Genomic DNA, 24,372 nt, shown 5'->3' on the forward strand with positions numbered 1-24,372 from the left:
TAAAAAATAGAGCCGACGCGCGCGGACGCGCCGTCGGCATCCGGGTCTGGATGAGGTGGGGCGATGAAGGCGAAGACGATAGTTAGATATACTACAGTTTCGATTGCCGTGCTGGGTGCGGCAACCTCGACCGCATATGGGTACGAGTTCACGATGGGAGACGGCGCCGTCCAGGCCTCGTGGGTGACCAACCTGACGGCCGGCGCCGGGATTCGGACCAAGAGCCCGAGCTGCTCGCTCACCGGCGACCCGAACGCGTACGGCTGCGGCGCGGCGGCCAACACGAACCAATGGGGCTTCGCCGACAACGGCGACCTGAACTACCGCAAGGGGCAAGCGTTCAGCACGTACATCAGCGCGACCAGCGAGCTGCTGCTGAAGATGCCGGGCGAAGGGCTCAAGTTCATGGTCCGCGGCACGGGGATGTACGACTTCCTCGCGAAGGACACGGCGAGAACGCCGCTGTCGAGCACCGCGGCCGCGCAGGTCGTCTATAACGCGCAACTGCTCGACCTGTGGGGCGAGAAGGATTTCACGATCGGCGGACGCAACGCGCATGTGCGGCTCGGCAACCAGGTGATCAACTGGGGCGAGAGCATGTTCGCGCAGGGCGGCATCAACGCAACCAACTCGCTCGACGTCCAGAAGCTGCTGATTCCGGGTTCGCAGCTCAAGCAGGCGCTGCTGCCGGCGCCGATGCTGAGCTTTGCCGCGGACCTGTCGCACGGGTTCAGCACCGAGGCCTATTACCAGTTCCAGTGGAACGGCAACCGCTACCCGCCGGTCGGCTCGTTCTGGTCGACGACGAACAGCCTCGGCCGCGGCGCGGAGCCGCTGACGATCAACACGAACAACCTCAACGTGGCCGGCCCGAGCGCGGGCACGATTGCGAACGCGATCGGGCCCGGCGCAGCCGGCAATCAGGATACGCTCAACGCGATCAGGAATGGGCTCGTGAACGGCGCATTCGCGGGGCCGCCGTTCAACGACATCGGTCTGCCGGTCACGACGACCCTGCCCGCGAAGTACCGGCCGCAGTTCGGCGTGAAGTTCAACTACTCGCCGCGTTCATTCGATGCGAACTTCGCGTTCTACTACGAGAACTACACGGACAAGTCTCCGGTGCTGTCGTCGCTGGCCAACGGCACCGAGCAGTGGTCGTATCTCGGCAGCCGCCAGCTGTTCGGCGTCAGCGCGAACTTCGGGCTTGGGCCCTGGGCGATCGGCACCGAGCTGTCGTACCGGCCGCGCGACGCGGTCGCGCTGTCGAGCTGCTACGGCGCGGGCGGGCCGCTGGACCTGAACACGAACGGCGTAGCGGGAATCAACTGCCAGCAATGGGTCGACAAGAAGAAATTCCAGTACGACATCAACGGGCTGCTGGCGCTGACGCGCAGCGAATATCCGTTCCTGAAGCTGCTCGGCGCGGATTCGGCGGCGCTCACGTGGGAGCTGACGTGGATCTACTACCCGGGCCTGAGTTCGAGCGGCGTCACGCGCACGATCAACGGGCAGACGGTCACGCAGGTGCCGCAAGCCGGCTACTTCCCGTGGCTGAACAACAACTCGGGACTCGGCTATCCGATCGCGATGGCGCAGGGCACGTCGAGTTCGGTGGGCGCGACGATCGACTTCAACTGGACCTATGACGGCACGCTGATTCACGGCTGGCAGGTGACGCCCGGCATCACGTTCTCCGACGGGCTCTATGGCTACACGCCGACGCTGACGGCGAATTACCTGCAGGGCGCGAAGTCGGTGAACCTCTACGTGCTGTTCAACCAGAATCCGCCCAAGTGGCAGGCGGGCATCAACTTCACGACGTTCTTCGGCGGGCACAACTCGGTCGGGCAGCCGTACGCCGATCGCAATTTCGTCGGGGTGTTCGTCACCCGGAATTTCTGACGGGTGACCCGGGGATAGACGGCGCACACCGTGCGCCACTGAAAACTTGAAGAGGTAGTGTCGTGCTCAATCGTCTAGTCAGCCGTCTGGAAAGACTCTTCTTCGGTCATCGCGCGATCGTGCTCGCGGTGATCGGCCTGTTCACCGCCGCGATGGCCGTGTTCGCGGTGCAGTTGCGCATGGATGCCGGCTTCGAGAAGCAGATGCCGATCGGTCACGAATACATCCGGACGTTCCAGAAATACCGGAACGACCTGCTCGGTGCGAACCGGATCACGGTTGTCGTGCGGGCGAAGAAGGGTTCCATCTGGACCAAGGAAGGCTTGACGCGCCTGTACAACGTGACCCAGGCCGTCACGTACCTGCCGAACGTCGACCGGATCGGTGTGCGGTCGCTGTGGACGCCGAACGCATTCGTCAACGAAATCACGGACGAGGGGTTCCGCGCGGAGCCGATCATCGCGGGCACGATCACGCCCGACCAGTTGACGCGTCAGAGCGTCGAGCAGATTCGCCGGTCGACGACGCTCGGCGGTTATGTCGGCACGCTCGTGTCGCACAACGAAGACAGCGCGATGATCACGGCCGAGCTGAACGAGCGCGACCGCGCGGGCAAGGTGCTCGACTATGTCGCGTTCAACCATCTGCTCGAACAACAGATCCGCAAGCCGTTCGAAGACGCCGGCTACGACATCCAGATCATCGGCTTCGCTAAGCAGATCGGCGACATCGCCGATGGCGCGACCGCCGTGCTCGGTTTCTGCGGAGTGGCGCTGCTGCTCACCGCGCTCGCCGTCTACTGGTACTGCCATTCGTTGCGCTTCACGGTGCTGCTGATTTTCTGCTCGCTGACGTCGCTGGTGTGGCAGTTCGGCACGCTGAAGCTGCTGGGCTTCGGTCTCGATCCGCTCGCCGTGCTGGTGCCGTTCCTGGTGTTCGCGATCGGCGTGTCGCACGGCGTGCAGCAGGTCAACTTCATCGTGCGCGAGATTGCGCACGGGCATAGCTCGTACGACGCGGCGCGCCACAGTTTCAGCGGCCTGCTGATTCCGGGCGTGCTGGCGCTCATCACCGCATTCGTGTCGTTCATCACGCTGCTGCTGATTCCGATTCCGATGGTGCGGGAGCTTGCGATCACGGCGTCGCTGGGCGTCGCGTACAAGATCGTGACGAACCTCGTGCTGCTGCCGGTTGCAGCGTCCTGCTTCAACTTCAAGAAGGCCTATGCGGACAGCGCGCTGAAGCGCGGCGAACGGCGCGCGGCGTGGCTGCGCGGCCTGGCGCGGGTCGCGCAGCCGAAGTATGCGGGCGTCACCGTCGCGTTGACCCTCGTGGTGTTCGCGCTCGCAGCATGGCAAAGCCGCGACCGCGTGATCGGCACGCTGCAGCCGGGCGCGCCGGAACTGCGTGCGGATGCGCGCTTCAACCGTGACGCGACGTCGATCGCGGGCAACTACGACATGGGCCTCGACTGGCTGACGGTCGCGATCGAGTCGAGCGGCCAGGCGTGCGACAACCCGGCGGTCGGCCTCTATGAAGACGACTTCGCGGCCGCGATGCGGACCGAGCCCGGCGTGGTATCGGTGCAGTCGTATTCGGGGATGCTGCGCACCTACAACCAGGGGTACAACGAGGACTACCCGAAGATGAACGTCGTGCCGATCGACCCCGAGAACTACGGGGCGGTGTCGGTGGACGTCGGTCGCGTGAAGGGCTTCATGAACCGCGATTGCGGGATGACGGCCGTTCATCTGTTCCTGACCGATCACAAGGCCACGACGATCAACCGGATTCTCGATGACGTGAAGCAGTACCGCGCGTCGCACGTGTTCCCCGGCATCAACGTCCGGCTCGCGGCGGGCAACGCGGGCGTGCTCGCGGCGACCAACGAGGAAGTGGCGCGCAGCGAATTGCCGATGATGCTGTACGTGTACGCGGCGATCCTGATTCTCGTGTTCCTCGCGTACCGCGACTGGCGCGCGATGCTCGCGTGCTGCGTGCCGTTGTCGGTGGCGACATTCATCGGCTACTGGTTCATGAAGGAACTGCAGATCGGGCTGACGGTTGCCACGCTGCCGGTGATGGTGCTGGCCGTGGGCATCGGGGTCGATTACGCGTTCTACATCTACAACCGGCTGCAAGTGCATCTCGCGGGCGGCCAGCACATCGTGAAGGCCGTGCAGCACGCGATGCTCGAGGTGGGCGTGGCGACGATCTTCACGGCAATCACGCTGGCGATCGGTGTAGCGACATGGAGCTTTTCTGCGCTGAAGTTCCAGGCCGACATGGGCAAGCTGCTGGCGTTCATGTTCCTCGTCAACCTGCTGATGGCGATGACGGCGTTGCCCGCGCTGGCATCCGTGCTGGAGCGCTGGTTTCCCCGCCGCACGCCGGCACGTGCGCCGGGCCTGTTCAGCCACTGATGCTCACGCACATCCTGAAAGAGACTCCGCCATGATCAAGACGCTTGTCGCCTGTATTGCGCTCTGCGCTGCCGCAACCGTTGCTGCGCAATCCCACGGAACCGTCGCGAACTGGGCCGCGATGCCGGCCCACGCGTGGCCTGCACCGACGCGCATGATGCTGACGGACGCGACGCGCGCCGGCACGCGCATTGTCGCCGTCGGCGAGCACGGCGTCGTGCTGCTGTCGGACGACGACGGGCACACGTACCGGCAAGCCCGTCGGGTGCCGGTCTCGGCGACGCTGTCGGCGGTCGCGTTCGCCGACGCGCAGCACGGCTGGGCGGTCGGCCAGTGGGGCGCGATTCTCGCGACCCGCGACGGCGGCGAAACATGGGAGAAGCAGCGGATCGACACCTCGGCCGATCAGCCATTGTTCTCCGTGAATTTCACGAACGACCGGGACGGGGTCGCGGTGGGCCTGTGGTCGCTGATGTTGCAGACCCATGACGGCGGCAACACGTGGACGCGCACGACGTTGCCGAAGCCGCCGGGCGGCGGGAAGGCGGACCGCAACCTGTACCACGTGTTCGACGATCGTCATGGCGCGATCTACATCGCCGCGGAGCAGGGCACCGTGCTCAGGTCGACCGACGGCGGCGCGAACTGGCGCTATCTGCAGACGGGCGGCAAAGGCTCGCTGTGGGCGGGCGTGGCGATGCCCGACGGCCGGATCGTGGTCGGCGGTCTGCTTGGCAGCCTGTTCCAGAGCAGCGACGGCGGCGCGAACTGGTCGCCGCTAAGCACCGAAACGAAGAGTTCGATCACCGGGCTCGTCGCGACCGGGCGCGGATTGCTTGCAGTCGGGCTTGACGGGCTGGTGCTGAAGCAGCGCGCGGGTGACGCGTCATTCGACATTTCCCAGCGTCCTGACCGCGCAACGCTGACCGCTGCGCTGGCCGATGCGGCCGGCAAGCCGCTGCTGTTTTCACAGGACGGCGTGCTGGATGCGCACTGATCGCGCTCGTCTTCCCGACGCCGATCACTCAGTCATCCTGAAGAGTGAAGAGAAAGTGAAGAACCGATGAAAATTGTTGGAGTAGCAAAGATGGATCGGAAACGCAAACCGGATGCACCGACCCGGCGTCAGCTCCTGCGCCTGGCGGCAGTGGGCGCCGTGTCGCTGGCGGCGGGCGAGGTCCCGCTGGCGGAGGGGGCCGTCACGGCAAACGCGGACCGCGACGTGCTGGACGTCGCGATCATCGGTGCCGGCCTGGCGGGACTGACCGCCGCGCGCGACCTGAGCCGCGCCGGCTGCGATTCGTTCGTCGTGCTGGAGGCGCGCAACCGCGTCGGCGGGCGCACGTACAACCACGATCTCGGGCATGGCGTCGTGTCGGAAGCCGGCGGCCAGTGGATCGGCCCCGGCCAGACGGCCATCGCCGACCTGGCGCGCGAACTCGAGGTCGATACGTTCCCGACCTGGTACGCCGGGAAGACCGTCATTCTGGCGGGGGACACCCGGGTTGCCCAGGATCTTCACGGCGGCACCGGTGGCGACGAAGCAATCGGCGCGAAGCTCGGCGAACTGGCGCGCGGCGTGCCGTCCGCAGCACCGTGGAAAGCGCAACGGGCGGCGGAACTCGACAAGCTCACGTACGGCGAATGGCTCGCACAGCAAGGTGTGAAGTACGAGGACGGGTATTTTCTCGGCCTGGCCGCGAAGCTGTCGCTCGGCGGGGCGCCGGCACAGCTCGGTCTACTTCATTACCTGTCGGTGATCAACAGCGCCGGCTGCCGATACGAACAGCTCGAGTCGATCAAGGGCGGCGCGCAGGAAACGCGCTTCGTCGGCGGCTCGCAAATCCTGTCGATCAGGATGGCAAAGCAGCTCGGCGACAAGGTGCGCCAGTCCTGCCCGGTGCGCAAGATTTCCGGCTGGGATCGCGACATCGTCGAGCTGCAGACCGATCTTGGCGTCGTGCGTGCGCGCCGCGTGATCCTCGCGCTGAATCCGGCCCTGTGCAACCAGATCGTGTTCGATCCGCCGCTGCCCGAAGGGCGCGCGCAGCTGCAGCGGCGCTGGCCCGCGAATGCGCCGATGCGCAAGACGGTGCACGTCTACGGGCGGCCGTTCTGGCGCGATGACGGCTACTGCGGCCAGGTCTTCCAGGTCGGCGGCCCCGTGTTCCTCGCGTACGACAACTCGCCGCCGGACGGTTCGGTCGGCGTGCTGAGTGCGTTCGTCGCGCCGGGCGCGCTGCCCGCCGAGCCCGAGGCCGCCGAGCGGACGTTGTCGGCCATCTACGCGAAGGCGTTCGGCGACAAGGCGCTGCATCCGACGCAGTTCCACGACTTCGACTGGGGCCGCGTCGATCCGTGGACGCTGCAGTGCATCCATCCGTTGCCGCCCGGCTTCTGGACGAAATGGGGCAGGTTCCTGCAGCCCGAGGTGGGCCGGCTGATCTGGTCGGGAACCGAGACTGCCGACATCTGGGCCGGCTCGATGGACGGCGCCGTGCGCTCGGGGCACCGGGCCGCGTTGCAGGCGCTGGGCAATCTGGCGCAACGCCGCGTGGGGGGGTGAATGAAGCGCGCAATGATCATCGGCGCTGTCGTGGCGATCGCGGGATTGGCCGGCGCGGGCGTGCTCTACGGGCAGGACATCCTGGACGGCATGCGTTTCGAGAAGGCGATGGGCCAGATCGGCGCGGCAGACAACGCGAATGCCGGCCCGTGGCCGCAGCCGCAGGAGACCTGCTTCTTCTGTCACGGTGCGCGCGGCCAGTCGCTCAATTCATGGTATCCGGCGCTTTCCGGCCAGCCTGAACCCTATATCGCGGCGCAATTGCGCGCGTTCGCGTCGGAGCGGCGCCGCAACCCGTACATGGGGCCGCTTGCCCGGGACCTCGACGACGGGCAGATCAAGGTGCTGGCTGCCTATTTCGCGCGGCAGACGCCGACCCGGAACGAGGACGTCGCCGTCGACGCTGCGCTCGCGAAACGCGGAATGGCGGTGATCCAGACGCGCAGCTGCCAGGCCTGCCACGGCGAGACGCTGTTGGGCAAGGATCAGGTGCCGCGTCTCGCGGGCCAGGGCGAGGCCTATCTGGCGAGCCAGCTTGCTGCGTTCAAGACCGGCGAGCGCCATGATCCGACCGGCGCGATGAATGGCGTGGCCGCCACGCTGTCGGACGACGATGTCCGGGCAGTGGCCCGCTACCTCGCCAGCGTTTCGCCCGGGCGCACGGATAGCGGCGGTTAGAGGACAACTGGAAGGCGGTCGCGGAGACCTGGCAGAGCAGGGAATACCCCGCCTTTTTCTTCGCTTCCATTATTGTCACTATGACCTATGTTTAGTAATGTGTTCTAAGAGGTGACGTGAGCCGGAAGGCGCACACATCGCAAGTGAAATTGACGACGTTGTTCAGGTTCGCGAAGCGCGTCCGGTCGGCACGGGCCGACCGGCGCGCGACGCGATGCCGACATCGACTGATGTTTGATCGACCCGATTTACAACCACTCGAGTTTCAGGAGACACACCATGGCTAAGCACCCCGTCGTCGTTTATGGCGCAAGCGGCTACACCGGCATGTTGATCATGGACTGGCTGATCGACCAGAACATTCCGTTCACGGCCGTCGCGCGCAACGCTGGCCGCGCGAAGGACATGATGGCGCAGCGCGTCGTGCGCCTCGAATCGGCGGACTACGAAATCATCGAAGCGGAACACGACGTCGATGCGCTCGTCGAGGCATTCCGCGGCGCGAAGGTGGTGTGCAACACCGTCGGGCCGTTCTCCAATTTTGGGCTCGTCGCCGTCGAAGCGGCGCTGAAGGCCGGCTGCCATTATCTCGACACCACCGGCGAGCAGTCCTACATCCGCAACGTGCGCGACCAGTTCGGCGAACTGTATCGGCAGGCCGGTTTGCTGGTGTCGTCGTCGAATGCGTATATGTACACGTTCGCCGAAATCGCCGCCGAGCTGGCGCTCGAGACGCCCGGCGTCGATGCGCTGGAAACGGCGACGCTGACGCGCGGCCCGCGCGGCGCGGCGGGGGTGAGCGTGGGCTCGACGGCGACGATCTTCGACGGCTCGCGCCACGAATCCTGCTACCTGTGGGAGAAGAAGCTCACGCCGCACGCGCCGGATGCGTCGTTCACCGTCGCCGCGCCCGAGTTCATGCAGCCGGTGTTCTGCCTGCCGTGGGGCGGCACGTCGCTGCCCGTCTACTTCGAGCGCGATCCGCGCGTGCGCAGCTGCATCTCGTGCGTGGGCTTCTACGACAACAACGTGATGCAGCTCGTGCACCAGTTCGGGCAGAAATGGGAAGCCGAATACAAGCACCTGCCGCGCGAGCACCAGGACGCGATCCTGAAGCAGGTCGTCGATTCGACCACGCCGACGATGCCGCCGCGCGAACGCACGACGATCCAGCGCAGCGTCGATTTCGCGATCGGCCGCGGCCAGCTTGCATCGGTGCGCGCGACCGTGCACGGGATCACGCCGTACATCTCGACCGGCGCCATTCATGCGGCCGGCGCGATCAAGCTCCTCGACGGCGAAACCGCGAAGGTCGGCTTCGCATCCGGCTCGAAGGCGTTCGGGCATCGCTACCTGCTCGGGTTCCTCGAGCAGCGCGGGCTCGCGCGCGCGACCGTGACGCAACTGTGATGCACGTCGCCGATCCGGCACAGACTCAAAGGACAACGACACATGGCAATCATTGATTTCTTCGACCGCGGGTGGCGCATCAACCCACATGGCGCTGCCTATATCCAGGACGAGCGCAGCTTCTCGTTCCAGGAGATCGGCGAGCTGTCCTGCCGCGTCGCCAACGCGTTGCTGGCCGCCGGATTCGCGAAGGAAGCGAAGGCCGCCGTCTGGTCGGACAACGACGTCACGGGCTGGGGTTGCGCGCTGGGGCTGTGGCGTGCCGGGCTGGCATACATCCCGATCAACGGGCGCAGCACACCCGCCGAGAACCAGTACGTTCTCGATGCGTTCGACTGCGAAGCGCTGTTCTTCCAGCAAGCGTTCGCGCCGGCGATCGACGCGCTGCGTGCCAGTTTGCCGAAAGTGAAGCTGTGGGTGTGCATCGATGCCGACCTGCCGTGGGCGCCGTCGCTGGCCACCTGGAGCGCGGGCCAGCCGTCGACGATGCCGCGTGTCGCTTACGACATGGACGACGTGGTGACACTGTCGGCAACGGGCGGGACGACGGGGTTGCCGAAGGGCGTGATGAACACGCACCGCTCGTTCCAGGCGTACTTCGCGCAATTCATGATGGCGTGCACGTACGGCGCGCAGCGCCCGGTGAACCTCGCCGCTGCGCCGATGACGCATACCGCGGGGATGATGTCGCTGCCGTGCACCGCGCGCGGCGGCACGGTGGTCGTGCTGCCGAAGCCCGATCCCGCGCTGCTGCTCCGCGCGATCGCGACGCACCGCGTGACCGAGTTCTTCCTGCCGCCGACGGTCATCTACCGGCTGCTCGACATCCCCGGCATCGACACGCTGGATTTCTCGTCGCTCAAGTATTTCCTGTACGGCGCCGCGCCGATGTCGGTGGAGAAGCTCAAGCGCGCAATCGAGGTGTTCGGCCCGGTGATGGCCGGCGGCTACGGGCAGACCGAAGCGCCGGCGTCGATCGCCAACCTGACGCCGGCCGAGCATTTCGTCGACGGCAAGCTGGCGTCCGACGAGCGGCTGTCGTCGGTCGGCCGTCCGAATCCGCTGATTCGTGTCGAGATCCTGAACGATCTCGGCGACGTACTGCCGCAGGGCGAGACCGGTGAAATCTGCGTGCGTGGCGACCTCGTGATGAGGGGGTACTACAACGCGCCGGACAAGACTGCAGACACGATCGTCGACGGCTGGCTGCATACCGGCGACATCGGCCATCTCGATGCCGAGGGCTATCTGCACATCACCGACCGCAAGAAGGACATGATCATCAGCGGCGGCTTCAACGTCTACCCGAGCGAAGTCGAGCAGGTGATCTGGGCGCACCCGGCAGTGCAGGACTGCGCGGTGATCGGCGTGCCCGACGACAAGTGGGGCGAGGCGGTGAAGGCGGTCGTCGAGCTCAACGCCGGCCAGAGTGTGAGCGCCGACGAACTCGTCGCGCTGTGCAAGGAGAAGCTCGGCGCCGTCAAGGCGCCGAAGAGCGTGGACTTCGTCGCCGCGCTGCCGCGCAGCACGGTCGGCAAGGTGTTGAAGAAGGACCTGCGCGAGCAGTACTGGCAGGGTCAGCAACGCAGGATCTGAGTCCGCTACCTACGAACGACACACCATGAGCAACATCTATATCGCCGGCATCGCCATGACGGTGTTCGGCCGGCACTTCGAGCGCAGCCTCGACGATCTCGCGGGCGAGGCGCTGCGCGGCGCGCTGCAGGATGCCGGCTGCGGCGCCGACGCGATCGGCGCGGCGTTCTACGCCGGCATCACCAACGGGCAGCTGCAGGGCCAGCTGTCGATTCCGGGCCAGGTCGTGTTCAGCAAGATCGGGATCGAAGGCATTCCGGTGTTCAACGTCGAGAATGCGTGCGCGTCCGGCAGCACGGCCGTGCATCTGGCGGTGCAGCATCTCCGGGCGGGTGCCAGCGACGTCGCGCTGGCGCTCGGCGCGGAAAAGATGAATGTCGAGAACAAGGCGAGATCGCTCGCGTTGTTCGAGTCGGGGTGGGACGTGTCCCGCGTCGACGAGAACTTCGCGATGCTCGCGAAGATGGGCGAAGGCATCGAGCCGCCGCCCGGATCGGAATCCGACAGGCCGTACAGCCGGTTCATGGCGATCTATGCGGCGATGTGCCGATATCACATGAAGACCTACGGCACCACGCAGCGCCAGATCGCCGCCGTATCGTCGAAGAACCATCTGCATTCGGTGTACAACCCGCATTCGCAGTTCCGCAAGCCTTTTACGATCGACGAAGTGCTCGCGGCGCCGCCGATCACCTATCCGATCACGCTGCCGATGTGTGCGCCCGTGACGGACGGGGCGGCCGCCGCGATCCTTTGCACCGACGAAGGACTGCGGCGCATCGGCGCCGATCGCAGCCGCTGCATCCGGATCGCGGCGAGCGTGATCCGCAGCTTCACGCATCGGCGCATCGACGAGCCGGAGAACAACATCGGCCGCCTGGCGGCGCGGCAGGCTTACGAGCAGGCTTCACTTGGGCCGAACGACATGGACGTCGCCGAGGTGCACGATGCGTCGGCGATGGGCGAGATCATCCAGGCCGAAAACCTCGGGCTGGTGCCGCTCGGCCAGGGCGGCCCGGCTGCGGAGCGCGGCGAGTTCACGCTGGGCGGCCGCATCCCGATCAACACGTCGGGCGGCCTCGAATCCAAGGGCCATCCGCTTGGTGCGACGGGCATCGGTCAGCTGTACGAACTGGTGACGCAGCTGCGCGGGGAGGCCGGTGCGCGGCAGGTGCCCGGCGCACGTCATGCGATCCAGGAGAACGGCGGCGGATTGCAGGGCGTCGAAGAGGCGGCGCTTGCGATCCATATCTTGAGCAAGGACTGACGGAGCCAAGCATGGTCGAGGGGTTGGACGAGCAGCGAGGCGGGTCGGCAGATCGTGCCGCGGTGGCGGGATCGACGATCGTCGCGGATGCGGATACGGCCGGTCCCCTTGCCCGCTGGGCAGAGGAGTTCAAAATGAATGCAGCGCTGGAGAAATACCGCCCGCTCGGCGGCTGGATCGAAATGCCGGATGATCCGCAACCACCGCTCGACGGCGACATCGACGCGGACGTGGTGGTCGTCGGCGCGGGCTTCGCGGGCCTGTCCACCGCGCTCGAACTCGCGGCGCACGGCGCGAACGTGGTGGTCCTCGAACGCGAATTCGCGGGCTTCGGCGCGAGCGGGCGCAATGCGGGCTATCTCGCCGGCGGCCAGGGGCTCGAATTCGACCTGTTCGTCAAGCGTGTCGGTCGCGAGCGGGCGAAGCAGATCGTCGGCTTCTACGACGAGGGCGTCGCCTACGTCGAGCGAAAGCTGGCCCAATACGGGATCGACTGCGACTACACCGCGTCGGGGATCATTCGCGCAGGCGTGCATCCGTCCCAGGAGGAGAAGCTGCGCGAGAGCATGCGGACCGGCGTCGAGCTCGGCTCACCCGCGCAGTTCCTGGACCACGCCGCAATGCGCGCACGCGGGATTCCGCCGGCGTTCCTGTTCGGTTGCTACAGTCCGGCGGGCGGCACGCTGGACCCCGGCAAGTACGTGACGGGACTGCGGCGTGCAGCGCTACGGGCGGGCGTGAAGGTTTACGAAAACACGGCTGTGCAGTCCTGGTCCGACGGGCCGGTCGTCAGCGTGCAAACCACGCACGGTCGCGCACGCGCGCCGTTCGTCGTGCTCGCCACCAATGCGTATACGCCGCAGCTCGGCCTGCTCGACGACAAGGTGATGCCGCTGCGCGTATCGGCGATCGAGACCGAACCGCTGTCCGCGGCGCAACTGGCGTCGCTCGGCTGGCCGCGGCGCGAAGGCATCGTGACCTCGCACTTCACGATGGAGAGCCATCGCCTGACGGCGCGTAACACGCTCGTGCTGACGACGAAGCGGCTGCACTACGTGTATCGCGCGCAGACGCCGAACGTGCCGGATGATGCAGCGTATCGCGCGCTGATGAATGCGCTGCGCGACCGCTTCCCGACGTTGAACGGGCTCGCGATCCGGTCGTGCTGGAGCGGCTACATCTCGTTTGCGGGCGACGCGCTGCCTGTTGTCGGCGAAACCGGAACCCACCGGAACATCCTCTACACCGCCGGATGTTCCGGGCACGGTGTCGGCACGCAGTCGCTGATGGGGCATCTGCTCGCGGAGCGGATTCGGGGCGCGGAGCACGCGCTGCTTTCGGCGCTGCGCCACAAGACGCCGTCGACACTGCCCGAGCCGTTGCGATGGTGTGCGATCAATTCCTTGCTGGGCATCGCGAACCTGCTCGACGACCGCGTGAACCGCAAGGCGCGCGCGGCCGACGCGCGAAGGGAATGACGGCGGGCGCACAGCCGGACATCGTCGATGGACACACTCGAGCGGGACCCGCCGGCGGACCGGATCCCGCGTCGTCGCAAAGGAGGAAAGCCGCGCCGGGCCGGACCGGCCGGGTGTAAGCCGCTTGATGGAAAATGAGACTGGCATCGGGTATAGTCATCTGCGCCCGGCGAAACGCGGGCGCGATCACTTCGACGAGGCCGTAACGCCCAACTGACGACGGAAAGCGATGACAGTGCCTATTGAGCAGCGCAGCAGCAGGAAACGGCGCACATCGAGCGCAGCACCCGCAGCAAACGGTACGGAAGGCTTGCGGGCCCAGGGCTTGCGTACACGCAACACCATCGTTCGCGTGGCGAGAAAACTCCTGCTCGAAGGCGGTCCGCTGGATTTCTCGCAGCGCGCGGTCGCGCAGGCCGCAGGGATCAGCGTCAGCAACCTCCAGTATTACTTTCCGACGCGGCTGGCTGTATTGCGGGCGGTCGTCGAGCCCGTCATCGACGCGTACCTGGACGACCTGAAGCGCGCGCTCGACGGCAGCACGTCGCCCGGCGAGACGCTCGAGCTGCTGATGGCGCGTGCGGTTCGCGACGCGAAGGACGCCAAGGGCACCGCGCTGTGGTCGCACTTCGTGTCGTTCGCGTCGGCCGATGCCGAATGCGGCCGGCTGCTCGACGACTGGTACGACACGCTGACGCGCGAGCTCGCGCAGCTCGTGCGTGCCGCCAATCCGGAGTGCAGCGCGGCCGACAGCCGGCACGTCGCCACGCTGCTGATCGCGATGGCCGACGGGCTCGCGCTTCAGTTCGGCACGGGGCGCCATACGCAGGCGCTCGATGCGCGATTCATGGAAACCGCGCATTACCTCGTATACGGAAAGGCGCCGAGCGCCAGAAGCAAGTAGCGGCCGGAACACCGCGGCAGCATCCGGAACAGACAGGGGAATACCCTGTCTTTTTTTTCCTTTGTGTGTTTGTCATCATGACCTATGTTTGGTAGAGAGTCCTATATTTGAGGTGGCCGGATGCACCCGCTGTCCGGTCGGCATGCTTCCAGGAGAGGAGGAGAACCGAAATGATTCGTCTGCATAAATCCGCCGCGTTGCCGTCGGTCGGGCTGACCGGTTTCGAGACGCCGTTGAGCGAGGAGGAAAGTGCGATCCAGGGCACCGTTCATCGCTTTGCGCGTGACGTACTGCGCCCGATCGGCCGGGAACTCGACCGCATGTCGCCGGAGGACGTGATTGCCCCCGGGTCTCCATACTGGGCGGCCGTTGTCGAGAGCGCGAAGCTCGGGCTCGATCCGCAGTTGATCGCGCAGTTTCCGCCGGAGGTCGCGGTGCGCATCGAGTCACTGATCGGCGAGGAGCTCGGCTGGGGCGATTCGGGCCTGGCCGTGTCGATCGGCGCCGCGACGATGCCGCTGATGATGGCCCAGTCGGTCGGCAACCAGGAACTGATCGACATGTGTGCGGGCAAGGTCGGCTGCTGGATGAACACGCAGCCCGACCGCGGCTCCGATGCCGCGATCCTCTATCGTCAGGAACTCAGCGCGGGCGGCAAGCAGCCGACGGGCAACGTCACGGCGAAGGTCGGCGCCGACGAGATCGTCATCAACGGCCAGAGTTCGGCGTGGGTGTCGAACGGCTCGGTCGCACAGGTTGCGCTCGCCTACATGGCGGCGGACTACGGCGACGGATTCTATGGCGACGCGGAGCACGGCGCGTTCACGAACGGCATCGGGATGATCGTTCCGCTCGACCTGCCGGGCATCTCGCGCGGCAAGCCGCTCGACAAGATCGGCCAGCGCGCGCTGCCTCAGGGCGAGATCTATTTCGACAACGTCAAGGTGCCGAAGCGTTTTGCCATCGCGCTGAAGGACGACTATCTCGGCAACCTCGCGTCGACGTGGTCGTACGCCGGCACGCACATGTGCCAGGTGTTCGTCGGCGCGGCCCGCGCCGCGTTCGAGCTCGCGCTGGCCTATTGCCACGAGCGCAAGCAGGGCGGCGCGCTGCTGATCGACCACCAGATGACGCAACTGCGCGTGGGCGAGATGCTGCGCCGGCTGGAGATGGCGCGCGCAATCGCGCGCCGCAGCCTCGCATTCTCGCGGATGTCGCCGCGCAGCCACCCGTACGCGACCGCGCAGGCCAAGGTGAGCGTGACCGAAGAAGCGATGAAGATCACGCACGAGGCGTTCCAGCTGTTCGGCGGCAACGGCACCACTCGCGAATTCCCGATCGAGAAGCTTTTCCGCGACGTGCGTTCCGCATTGATCGAAGACGGCGAGAACTACATCCTCACTTCGCGTCTCGGCGTGCTGGCTGGAAAGCTTTACCAGGAAGGCTGGGCGCGGGATTGAGCGCGCGATGGCGGTGGCAGGGCTCCGGCGCGGCGTGAATCCGGAGTCCCAGGCCGGTTTCGCGGATGGGGCGATAGGTTTGTTCGAGCAAATCAGGAATACTGATCGTCAATCTGGCGAATCGCAGGGACTGGAATTGGGAGAGTCAATGAAAGTGCTGGTGGCGGTAAAGCGTGTCGTGGATGCGAATGTGAAGGTCCGTGTGAAGGCGGACGGGACGGGTGTCGATCTTGCGAACGTGAAGATGAGCATCAATCCGTTCGATGAGATCGCGATCGAAGAAGCGGTGAGGTTGAAGGAAGCGGGCGTGGCGACCGACGTGGTCGCGGTGTCGGTCGGTATTGCGCAGGCGCAGGAAACGCTGCGCACGGCGCTGGCGATCGGTGCGGACCGCGCGATCCTCGTCGAGTCGAACGACAGCGTCGAGCCGCTGGCCGTCGCGAAGATCCTGAAGGCGCTGGTCGACAAGGAACAGCCGCAACTGGTGATCCTCGGCAAGCAGGCGATCGACGACGATTCGAACCAGACCGGCCAGATGCTGGCTGCGCTGGCTAACCTGCCGCAGGCGACGTTCGCGTCGAAGGTCGTTGTAGCCGACGGCAAGGCGACGGTTGCGCGTGAAGTCGACGGCGGCGCGGAAACGCTGTCGCTTCAATTGCCGGCGGTTGTAACCACCGACCTGCGCCTGAACGAGCCGCGCTACGTGACGCTGCCGAACATCATGAAGGCGAAGAAGAAGCCGCTCGAGACCGTGAAGCCGGAAGACCTTGGCGTGGACGTGACGCCGCGCCTGAAGACGCTGAAGGTGGCCGAGCCGCCGAAGCGCGCGGCCGGCGTGAAGGTGCCGGACGTGAAGACGCTGGTCGAGAAGCTGAAGACCGAGGCCAAGGTGCTGTAAAGGAGCGGATAGAGATGACGATTCTGGTTATTGCAGAACACGACAACGCGTCGATCAAGGCGGCGACGCTGAATACGGTGGCGGCCGCGGCCGTCGTGGCGACCTTTCTTGATGCCGAGATCCACGTGCTGGTCGCGGGTCACAACGTGCGGAACGCGGCGGACGAAGCCGCGAAGGTCGCCGGCGTCGCGAAGGTGCTGGTCGCCGACGCACCGCAACTGGCCGAAGGCCTCGCGGAAAACGTCGAGGCAACCGCGCTGAACATCGCGAAGGACTATTCGCACATCCTCGCTCCGGCAACCGCCTACGGCAAGAACATCGCGCCGCGTATCGCCGCGAAGCTGGACGTTGCGCAGATCTCGGACATCACGGCGGTCGATTCGGCCGACACATTCGAGCGTCCGATCTACGCGGGCAACGCGATCGCGACGGTGCGATCTTCCGATCCGATCAAGGTCATTACGGTGCGCGCGACGGGCTTCGATCCGGTTGAGGCGGCAGCCGGCCACGCGGTGGTCGAGACGATCGAAGCGGCGGCGGACGCCGGCATTTCGCAGTGTGTGAGCCGTGAAGTGACGAAGCTGGACCGTCCGGAACTGACGTCGGCGAGCATCATCGTGTCGGGCGGCCGTGGCCTCGGCAGCGGCGAGAACTACACGAAGGTGCTGGAGCCGCTGGCAGACAAGCTTCAGGCTGCACTCGGCGCATCGCGCGCGGCAGTCGACGCGGGCTACGTGCCGAACGACTATCAAGTGGGCCAGACCGGCAAGATCGTCGCGCCGCAGCTGTACATCGCGGTCGGCATCTCGGGCGCGATCCAGCATCTGGCCGGCATGAAGGATTCGAAGGTGATCGTCGCGATCAACAAGGATCCCGAAGCACCGATCTTCAGCCTGGCCGACTACGGACTCGAAGCCGACCTGTTTCAGGCGGTGCCGGAACTGGCCGCCGCGATCTGACCCGATGTCCGGCGGGTGGCCGCCGCCGGCTGTCGGCCACCCGCTCGGGAATTCACGACCTGAATACCGACCGATTCAACAAATAAATTTCAAAAATGAATGCGCGCTCGCTATGCTGGGCCATCTGATCTGGTGAGGGCGCGATGGCTGAACTCTATCTGGTACGGCACGGACAGGCGTCGTTCGGCACGGAGAACTACGACCGGCTCTCCGCCCCCGGCGAACAGCAAGCCGTCTGGCTCGGCGAATACTTCGCGCGGCAGGACATCACGTTCGACCGCGTGATCTGCGGCACGCAGAACCGGCATGCGCAGACGGTCGATGCGATCCTGCGCGGGATGGGCCGGGCGGACGTCCGCTACGACCGGCATCCGGGCCTGAACGAATACGACTTCGATGCGCTGTTCGCCGCGGCCGCCGGCGAGCATCCGGAGGTCGCGCGGCTCGCGGCCGGCACGATGAAGGAGCATTTCCGCGCGCTCAGGCAGGTGTTGCATCTCTGGTCGGAAGACCGGCTGAGCGGCGCCGTCCCCGAGACCTGGGCGCAGTTCCAGCAGCGCGTCGCCGACGCGCGCGCCGCGATCAGGCAAAGCGGCGCGCAGCGCGTGCTCGCGGTGAGCTCGGGCGGCCCGATCGCCGTCACCGTGCAGCAGGTGCTGGCGGCGCCCGCGTCGAGCGCGATCGCGCTGAACCTGCAGATCCGCAACAGCAGCATCTCGCAGTATTTCTTCAACGCCGACGCGTTCCATCTGGCGTCGTTCAACGGAATCCCGCATCTCGAGGATCCGGAACGGCGCGCATTCAGGACCTACGGCTGACCCACGACACGGAACGATCCGGACGATGACGAACACACCACAGCAACTCGATGTCGACAGGCTCACGCGCTATCTGGAAGAACACGTGCCCGGTTTCGAAGGGCCCGTCGATGCGGAGAAGTTTGCCGGCGGCCAGTCGAACCCGACCTTCCTGCTGCACGCGCGCAGTGGCCGCTATGTGCTGAGGCGGCAGCCGCCGGGCGAACTGCTGAAATCCGCGCACGCGGTCGACCGCGAGTTCCGCGTGCTGACCGCGCTGACGGGCAGCGCGGTGCCGGTCGCGCATCCGTATCACCTCTGCGTTGACCGCGACGTGATCGGCAGCCTGTTCTACGTGATGAGCTTCGAGGATGGGCGGATCTTCTGGAATCCTGCATTGCCGGATCTGCCGCAGCCGGATCGCGCGGCCTGCTACGACGCCGTGCTGAAGACGATGGCCGCGCTGCACGACGTCGACGTCGATGCGGTCGGCCTCGCCGACTACGGCCGCCCCGGCAACTATTTCGAGCGGCAGATCGGCGTGTGGACGAAGCAGTACCGCGCGGCGGAAACCGGGCGGCTCGACGCGATGGAAACGCTGATCGACTGGCTGCCGAAGGCTTGCCCGCCCGATGCGGCCCGGCCGGCGCTCGTGCATGGCGACTTCCGGCTCGACAACGTGATGTTCGAGCGCGACGGCTACCGCGTGAAGGCGGTGCTCGACTGGGAGCTGTCGACGCTCGGCAATCCGCTCGCCGATCTCGCCTATTTCTGCATGTGCCTGCGGCTGCCGTCGGACGGCCATATCCCGGGGCTCGCGGGGCAGGATCGCGCCGCGCTCGGCGTGCCGGACGAAGCGCAGATCGTCGCGCGCTATTGCGAGCTGCGCGGCATCGAACCGATCCGCGACTGGCATTTCTATCTCGCGTTCAGCTTTTTCCGGCTCGCGGCGATCGTGCAGGGCGTGAAGGCGCGCGCGCTGCAGGGCAATGCGTCGAGCGCGGCGGCGCTGCGCGTCGGCGATATGGCCGGGCGTCTCGCCGAAGAGGCCGTGCGCGTGATCGACGCGCATCGCTGAAAAACACTGAAGCGGCACGCGCCGCATACACACACATGGAGGAGCGACACATGGCAACGAATCTGTTCGACCTGACGGGGAAGATTGCACTCGTGACCGGCGCGAGCCGCGGCATCGGCGAGGAAATCGCGAAGCTGCTCGCCGAGCAGGGCGCGCACGTGATCGTGTCGAGCCGCAAGCTCGCCGATTGCCAGGCGGTGGCCGACGAGATTGTCGCCGCGGGCGGCCGGGCCGAGGCGCTCGCATGCCACGTCGGTCGGATGGAGGACATCGCCGCCGCGTTCGAGCAGATCCGCGGCAAGCACGGGCGTCTCGACATCCTCGTCAACAACGCGGCCGCGAATCCGTATTTCGGCCACATTCTCGACACCGATCTCGCGGCGTACGACAAGACCGTCGAGGTGAACATCCGCGGCTACTTCTTCATGTCGGTCGAAGCCGGCAAGATGATGCGCACGCAGGGCGGCGGCGTGATCGTCAATACCGCGTCGGTGAATGCGCTGCAGCCGGGCGACCGGCAGGGCATCTACTCGATCACGAAGGCCGCGGTCGTCAACATGACGAAGGCCTTCGCGAAGGAGTGCGGACCGCTCGGCATTCGCGTGAACGCACTGCTGCCGGGTCTCACGAAGACCAAGTTCGCAGGCGCGCTGTTCGCGGACCAGCAGATCTACGAAGCCTGGATGGCGAAGATCCCGCTGCGCCGTCACGCGGAGCCGCGCGAGATGGCCGGCACCGTGCTCTACCTCGTGTCGGATGCGTCGAGCTATACGAACGGCGAATGCATCGTCGTCGATGGCGGCCTGACGATCTGACGCGGCGATGCCGACGTCGTCGGCGCAGGAAAGGATTTATTCGACCGGGTTCGCCGTCGATGTCGACGGCGGTGTCCCGGTTCTCCGATCGAACGGAATCGAGGAAACCGATCATGGATTTTGGCTATACCCCGAAAGTGGAAGAACTGCGCGGCCGCGTGCGTGCGTTCATGGACGAGCGGATCGTGCCGCGCATCCGCCAATGGCACGACGAAGTCCATGCGGGCCGCTATCCGGTGTCGTTCATGGAAGACCTGAAGGCGCAGGCGAGGGAAGCGGGGCTGTGGAACCTGTTCCTGCCGCACCTGAAGGACGACGAGCCCGGCACGCGCCTGACGAACCTCGAATACGCGCCGCTCGCCGAAATCATGGGGCGCGTGTCGTGGGCGTCGGAAGTGTTCAACTGCAACGCGCCGGACACGGGCAACATGGAGCTGCTGCACATGTTCGCGACGCCCGCGCAGCGCGAGCAATGGCTGCAACCGCTGCTGCGCGGCGAGATCCGCTCGGCGTTCGCGATGACGGAGCCGGACGTCGCGTCGTCGGATGCGACGAACATCACGACGCGCATCACGCGCGACGGCGGCGACTACGTGATCAACGGCCGCAAGTGGTTCATCACGAACGCCGCGCATCCCGACTGCCGGATTTTCATCGTGATGGGCAAGACCGACCCGGACGCGGAATCGCACCAGCAGCAGAGCATGATCCTCGTGCCGCGCGACACGCCGGGCGTGACGATCGTGCGCAACATCACGGTGCTCAACCACGTCGCGCCCGAAGGGCACTGCGAGATCACGTTCGACAACGTGCGCGTGCCGGCGAGCAACCTGCTGGGCGAAGAGGGCAGCGGCTTCGCGCTCGCGCAGGCGCGCCTCGGGCCGGGCCGGATCCATCACTGCATGCGTTCGATCGGCGCGGCGGAACTCGCGCTGGAGCTGATGATCGATCGCGCGCAGTCGCGCACGGCGTTCGGCAAGCCGTTGAACCGGCACGGGACGGTCGGCGAGTGGATCGCGCGCTCGCGGATCGAGATCGACCAGGCGCGCCTGCTCGTGCTGAAGGCCGCGTGGATGATCGACAAGGTCGGCGCGAAGGCGGCCCGCAAGGAGATCTCGATGATCAAGGCGCTGGTGCCGACCGTGCACACGAACGTGTGCGACCGCGCGATGCAGGTGTTCGGCGCGATGGGCGTCAGCCCCGACACGCCGCTCGCCGATCACTGGAGCTGGGGCCGCGCGCTGCGCTACGCGGACGGCCCGGACGAGGTGCACCTGCAGGCGATTGCGCGGATGGAGATCAAGGACGGCATCCCCGGATCGACCGCGCCGTACCTGACGGTGCCGGCACGGTCGTGACCACCGCGCGGGCGCAACGGCGAACGCGCGCGTGGCCCTGCCGCGGCATGGACGGATGAGCGTCGCGCGCCTTAAGATGCCGGCAAGGAGGCCGGCGATGCGCTTGTCGAAGATTGATCTGAACCTGTTCGTCGTATTCGAGGCGATCTATGTGAAGCGCAACCTGACGCGCGCGGCCGAGGTGCTGAGCATCACGCAGCCGGCCGTCAGCAACGCGCTCGCACGCCTGCGCAAGACGCTGAACGATCCGCTGTTCGTGAGCACGCCGGCCGGCATGGTGCCGACGCCGATGGCGGAGAACATCATCGGCCGCGTGCGCGAGGCGCTGCAGCTGCTCGATGCCAGCGCGCACGAAGGAGACGTGTTCGATCCCGCGACGTCCGAGCGCGTGTTCCGGCTGAGCATGAGCGACCTGACCGAGGCGCTGGTGCTGCCGGCGCTCGGCGAGCTGCTGCAGCGGCACGCGCCCGGCATGCACGTGCGCAGCTACTACCTGGATCGCGGCGAAGTCCCGACCGCGCTCGCGAACGGTTCCGTCGACATCGCGATCGACTCGCCGCCGATCGGCGATCCGTCGCTGCTCCAGGCGCCGGTGGTCCGCGACCGCTATGCGTGCATGATCCGTCACGACCATCCGTTCAACGGCGACGTGCTGTCGATGGACGACTATCTCGCGATGGGGCACATCCACGTGTCGAGCCGCCGCAAGGGCAGCGGCCACGTCGACACGGAACTGGCGCGCATCGGGCAGCGGCGCAACATCCAGATGCGCGTGCAGCACTACATGGTCGCGCCGCTGATCGCGATGCGCGGCGATCTCGCGCTGACGGCGCCGCTGCGGCTGCTCAGGCGCTATCCGGCGCGCATTCTCGAACTGCCGTTCGAGGTGCCCGACCTCGAGTACTGCTGCTTCTGGCATCGCAGCGCCGATCGGGACCAGGCCAATCAGTGGCTGCGCGAGCAGCTGATGCAGTTGATGCGCGACACGGCCGAGTGATGGCGGGCGGGTGAAATCGCGCATGACACCGGCGGTGTCGGCCGGGCAAGCCTGAATCCCGCAAAAGAGTGTCGAATCCCGGCGGCGCCGAACGCCGCCCCTCCCGATCGGTTCGCGCACGACTAAACTGAAGAGGCGTCCGTGCCCGTTCCGGGGAAAAGATCATGCGAATGCGTCATGCCCGTCCGTCAGCGCGATTTCGTCGTCGCAAGGTCGAAGCGATCGAGGGGGAATGGCGCTTCAGGCTGCTCGCGGATGCGATCCCCCATATCACGTGGACGGCCGATCCGGACGGCTCGGTCGACTATGTGAACCGGCGCGGGCTCGAGTATGGCGGGATCACGCTCGAGCAGGCCCGGGGCGAGAGCTGGGAGGGCTTTCTTCATCCGGACGATCGCCAGCGCGCGGTCGAAGTCTGGACGCACTCGATCGAGAGCGGTGACGAGTTCGAACTCGAATACCGCTTGAGGCGTACGTCGGACGGCGTGTATCGATGGTTCCTCTGTCGCGGCCAGCCGTACCGGGATCGCGCCGGAAAGCTCGTCAAGTGGTTCGGCACCGAGACCGACATCGAAGACCAGAAGCAGGCCCAGGCAGCCGCGGAGCGCGCGAATCGCGCGAAGTCCGAGTTCCTTTCCGGGATGAGCCACGAGTTGCGCAGCCCGCTCAATGCGATCCTCGGTTTCGCGCAACTGATGGCGTCGGAGTCGCCGCCGCCGACGCTGTCGCAGCTGGCGAGCCTCGATCAGATCCTGCGCGCGGGATGGCACCTGCTCGCGCTGATCAACGAAGTGCTCGATCTGGCGAAGATCGAATCCGGACACGTATCGATGTCGCCCGAACCGGTGTCGCTGCGCGACATCCTGCAGGAATGCGCGGCGATGATCGGGCCGCAGGCGCAGCAACGCGGGATTCGCGTGACCTTCCCGCACGTCGATCCGCTCTGCCATGTCCGCGCCGACCGCACGCGCATCAAGCAGGTGCTGATCAACCTGCTGTCGAACGCAATCAAGTACAACCGGGCGTCGGGCACGGTCGACGTCGATTACGACACAGGCGTCGCGCAGCGGGTTCGCGTGAGCGTCCGCGACACCGGCGCGGGCCTGTCGCCGGGGCAGCTCGATCAGCTTTTCCAGCCGTTCAACCGCCTCGGACAGGAAGCCGGTGCGGAGGAAGGCACGGGCATCGGCCTCGTGGTCGCCAAGCGGCTGACGGAGCTGATGGGCGGCGCGATCGGCGTCGAGAGCACGGTCGGGAAGGGGAGCGTGTTCTGGGTCGAGCTCGAATCGGCGCCCGCCCCGGACGTCGCGACGACGACCGGCGCGCGAGCCGAAACACCCGGCGAGCGCGTGACGCAAAGCGGCGCCGTCGAAGCGCCCGCGCATACCGTGCTCTATGTCGAGGACAACCCGGCCAACCTGAAGCTGGTCGAGCAGCTGGTGGCGAGGCGCGCGGACTTGCGCATGCTCAGCGCCGCGACGGGGCAAGGCGGCGTGGAACTGGCGCGCAGCGCGTTGCCGCGGGTGATCGTGATGGACATCAACCTGCCCGACATCAGCGGCATCGAAGCGCTGGACATCCTGCGCAGGAATCCGTCGACGTCGGGCATTCCCGTCGTCGCGCTCAGTGCGAACGCGATGCCGCGCGACATCGAGAAGGGGCTGCAGGCGGGTTTCTTCCGCTATCTGACGAAGCCGATCAGGATCGACGCGTTCATGGATGCGCTTGCCGAAGCGATCGCGTTCGCGGAAGGAAAGCACTAGCGCGCATCTGGCAGCCGGGT

Annotated in this window: 19 protein-coding genes; all 19 read left to right on the forward strand. The window is 66.2% G+C overall.

Features of this window, described 5'->3' with window-relative positions:
• Positions 1–63: 63 nt before the first annotated feature.
• The 19 genes from ACV229_RS16640 (at position 64) to ACV229_RS16730 (ending at position 24,352) form a co-directional block, all read left to right on the forward strand.
• Positions 64–1,905 (forward strand): DUF1302 domain-containing protein, encoded by a 1,842-nt coding sequence (locus ACV229_RS16640; protein WP_448084202.1) that lies wholly within the window; start codon positions 64–66, stop codon positions 1,903–1,905.
• Between the two features lie 62 nt (positions 1,906–1,967).
• Positions 1,968–4,328 (forward strand): efflux RND transporter permease subunit, encoded by a 2,361-nt coding sequence (locus ACV229_RS16645; RefSeq protein ID WP_448084203.1) that lies wholly within the window; start codon positions 1,968–1,970, stop codon positions 4,326–4,328.
• A gap of 31 nt (positions 4,329–4,359) precedes the next feature.
• Positions 4,360–5,325, forward strand: a complete 966-nt coding sequence (locus ACV229_RS16650) for a WD40/YVTN/BNR-like repeat-containing protein (protein ID WP_448084204.1) — start codon at positions 4,360–4,362, stop codon at positions 5,323–5,325.
• Between the two features lie 90 nt (positions 5,326–5,415).
• Entirely contained in the window at positions 5,416–6,894 is a 1,479-nt protein-coding gene (locus ACV229_RS16655) for a flavin monoamine oxidase family protein (RefSeq protein WP_448084205.1), read from the forward strand.
• A complete protein-coding gene (locus ACV229_RS16660; RefSeq protein ID WP_448084206.1) occupies positions 6,895–7,572 on the forward strand; it encodes a c-type cytochrome in 678 nt (225 codons plus the stop codon).
• Positions 7,573–7,851: 279 nt separating this feature from the next.
• Complete coding sequence (locus ACV229_RS16665) at positions 7,852–8,982, forward strand: saccharopine dehydrogenase family protein (RefSeq protein ID WP_448084207.1); 1,131 nt, start codon at positions 7,852–7,854, stop codon at positions 8,980–8,982.
• Positions 8,983–9,024: 42 nt separating this feature from the next.
• Positions 9,025–10,578: a class I adenylate-forming enzyme family protein gene (locus ACV229_RS16670; protein WP_448084208.1), complete on the forward strand. Its 1,554-nt coding sequence runs from the start codon at positions 9,025–9,027 to the stop codon at positions 10,576–10,578.
• Positions 10,579–10,603: 25 nt separating this feature from the next.
• Positions 10,604–11,845 (forward strand): thiolase family protein, encoded by a 1,242-nt coding sequence (locus ACV229_RS16675; protein WP_448084209.1) that lies wholly within the window; start codon positions 10,604–10,606, stop codon positions 11,843–11,845.
• 134 nt (positions 11,846–11,979) lie between these two features.
• Positions 11,980–13,323 carry an NAD(P)/FAD-dependent oxidoreductase gene (locus ACV229_RS16680; RefSeq protein ID WP_448084210.1) on the forward strand — a complete coding sequence of 448 codons (1,344 nt, stop codon included), beginning with the start codon at positions 11,980–11,982 and terminating at the stop codon, positions 13,321–13,323.
• A gap of 229 nt (positions 13,324–13,552) precedes the next feature.
• Entirely contained in the window at positions 13,553–14,227 is a 675-nt protein-coding gene (locus ACV229_RS16685) for a TetR/AcrR family transcriptional regulator (protein ID WP_448084211.1), read from the forward strand.
• A 170-nt stretch (positions 14,228–14,397) separates the two neighbouring features.
• Positions 14,398–15,687 carry an acyl-CoA dehydrogenase family protein gene (locus tag ACV229_RS16690; RefSeq protein WP_448084212.1) on the forward strand — a complete coding sequence of 430 codons (1,290 nt, stop codon included), beginning with the start codon at positions 14,398–14,400 and terminating at the stop codon, positions 15,685–15,687.
• A gap of 148 nt (positions 15,688–15,835) precedes the next feature.
• Positions 15,836–16,585, forward strand: a complete 750-nt coding sequence (locus ACV229_RS16695; protein WP_448084213.1) for an electron transfer flavoprotein subunit beta/FixA family protein — start codon at positions 15,836–15,838, stop codon at positions 16,583–16,585.
• 14 nt (positions 16,586–16,599) lie between these two features.
• Positions 16,600–17,544 (forward strand): electron transfer flavoprotein subunit alpha/FixB family protein, encoded by a 945-nt coding sequence (locus ACV229_RS16700; RefSeq protein ID WP_448084214.1) that lies wholly within the window; start codon positions 16,600–16,602, stop codon positions 17,542–17,544.
• Between the two features lie 143 nt (positions 17,545–17,687).
• Positions 17,688–18,362, forward strand: a complete 675-nt coding sequence (locus ACV229_RS16705) for a histidine phosphatase family protein (RefSeq protein WP_448084215.1) — start codon at positions 17,688–17,690, stop codon at positions 18,360–18,362.
• Positions 18,363–18,387: 25 nt separating this feature from the next.
• Positions 18,388–19,419, forward strand: a complete 1,032-nt coding sequence (locus tag ACV229_RS16710; protein ID WP_448084216.1) for a phosphotransferase — start codon at positions 18,388–18,390, stop codon at positions 19,417–19,419.
• Between the two features lie 50 nt (positions 19,420–19,469).
• Entirely contained in the window at positions 19,470–20,234 is a 765-nt protein-coding gene (locus tag ACV229_RS16715; RefSeq protein WP_448084217.1) for an SDR family oxidoreductase, read from the forward strand.
• Between the two features lie 113 nt (positions 20,235–20,347).
• Positions 20,348–21,592, forward strand: coding sequence for an acyl-CoA dehydrogenase family protein (locus ACV229_RS16720; protein WP_448084218.1), 1,245 nt, complete (start codon positions 20,348–20,350; stop codon positions 21,590–21,592).
• 97 nt (positions 21,593–21,689) lie between these two features.
• Positions 21,690–22,589, forward strand: a complete 900-nt coding sequence (locus ACV229_RS16725) for a LysR substrate-binding domain-containing protein (RefSeq protein ID WP_448084219.1) — start codon at positions 21,690–21,692, stop codon at positions 22,587–22,589.
• 170 nt (positions 22,590–22,759) lie between these two features.
• Positions 22,760–24,352, forward strand: coding sequence for a hybrid sensor histidine kinase/response regulator (locus tag ACV229_RS16730; RefSeq protein ID WP_448084383.1), 1,593 nt, complete (start codon positions 22,760–22,762; stop codon positions 24,350–24,352).
• Positions 24,353–24,372 lie beyond the last annotated feature (20 nt).

The sequence above is a fragment of the Burkholderia sp. MR1-5-21 genome, assembly GCF_053427715.1.

Coding starts and splice junctions, on each gene's coding strand:
- ACV229_RS16670 (WP_448084208.1), top strand. CDS start 9,025: ATGGCAATCATTGATTTCTTCGACCGCGGGTGGCGCATCAACCCACAT.
- ACV229_RS16725 (WP_448084219.1), top strand. CDS start 21,690: ATGCGCTTGTCGAAGATTGATCTGAACCTGTTCGTCGTATTCGAGGCG.
- ACV229_RS16720 (WP_448084218.1), top strand. CDS start 20,348: ATGGATTTTGGCTATACCCCGAAAGTGGAAGAACTGCGCGGCCGCGTG.
- ACV229_RS16660 (WP_448084206.1), top strand. CDS start 6,895: ATGAAGCGCGCAATGATCATCGGCGCTGTCGTGGCGATCGCGGGATTG.
- ACV229_RS16650 (WP_448084204.1), top strand. CDS start 4,360: ATGATCAAGACGCTTGTCGCCTGTATTGCGCTCTGCGCTGCCGCAACC.
- ACV229_RS16680 (WP_448084210.1), top strand. CDS start 11,980: ATGAATGCAGCGCTGGAGAAATACCGCCCGCTCGGCGGCTGGATCGAA.
- ACV229_RS16690 (WP_448084212.1), top strand. CDS start 14,398: ATGATTCGTCTGCATAAATCCGCCGCGTTGCCGTCGGTCGGGCTGACC.
- ACV229_RS16685 (WP_448084211.1), top strand. CDS start 13,553: ATGACAGTGCCTATTGAGCAGCGCAGCAGCAGGAAACGGCGCACATCG.
- ACV229_RS16705 (WP_448084215.1), top strand. CDS start 17,688: ATGGCTGAACTCTATCTGGTACGGCACGGACAGGCGTCGTTCGGCACG.
- ACV229_RS16700 (WP_448084214.1), top strand. CDS start 16,600: ATGACGATTCTGGTTATTGCAGAACACGACAACGCGTCGATCAAGGCG.
- ACV229_RS16640 (WP_448084202.1), top strand. CDS start 64: ATGAAGGCGAAGACGATAGTTAGATATACTACAGTTTCGATTGCCGTG.
- ACV229_RS16730 (WP_448084383.1), top strand. CDS start 22,760: ATGCGTCATGCCCGTCCGTCAGCGCGATTTCGTCGTCGCAAGGTCGAA.
- ACV229_RS16655 (WP_448084205.1), top strand. CDS start 5,416: ATGGATCGGAAACGCAAACCGGATGCACCGACCCGGCGTCAGCTCCTG.
- ACV229_RS16665 (WP_448084207.1), top strand. CDS start 7,852: ATGGCTAAGCACCCCGTCGTCGTTTATGGCGCAAGCGGCTACACCGGC.
- ACV229_RS16695 (WP_448084213.1), top strand. CDS start 15,836: ATGAAAGTGCTGGTGGCGGTAAAGCGTGTCGTGGATGCGAATGTGAAG.
- ACV229_RS16715 (WP_448084217.1), top strand. CDS start 19,470: ATGGCAACGAATCTGTTCGACCTGACGGGGAAGATTGCACTCGTGACC.
- ACV229_RS16710 (WP_448084216.1), top strand. CDS start 18,388: ATGACGAACACACCACAGCAACTCGATGTCGACAGGCTCACGCGCTAT.
- ACV229_RS16675 (WP_448084209.1), top strand. CDS start 10,604: ATGAGCAACATCTATATCGCCGGCATCGCCATGACGGTGTTCGGCCGG.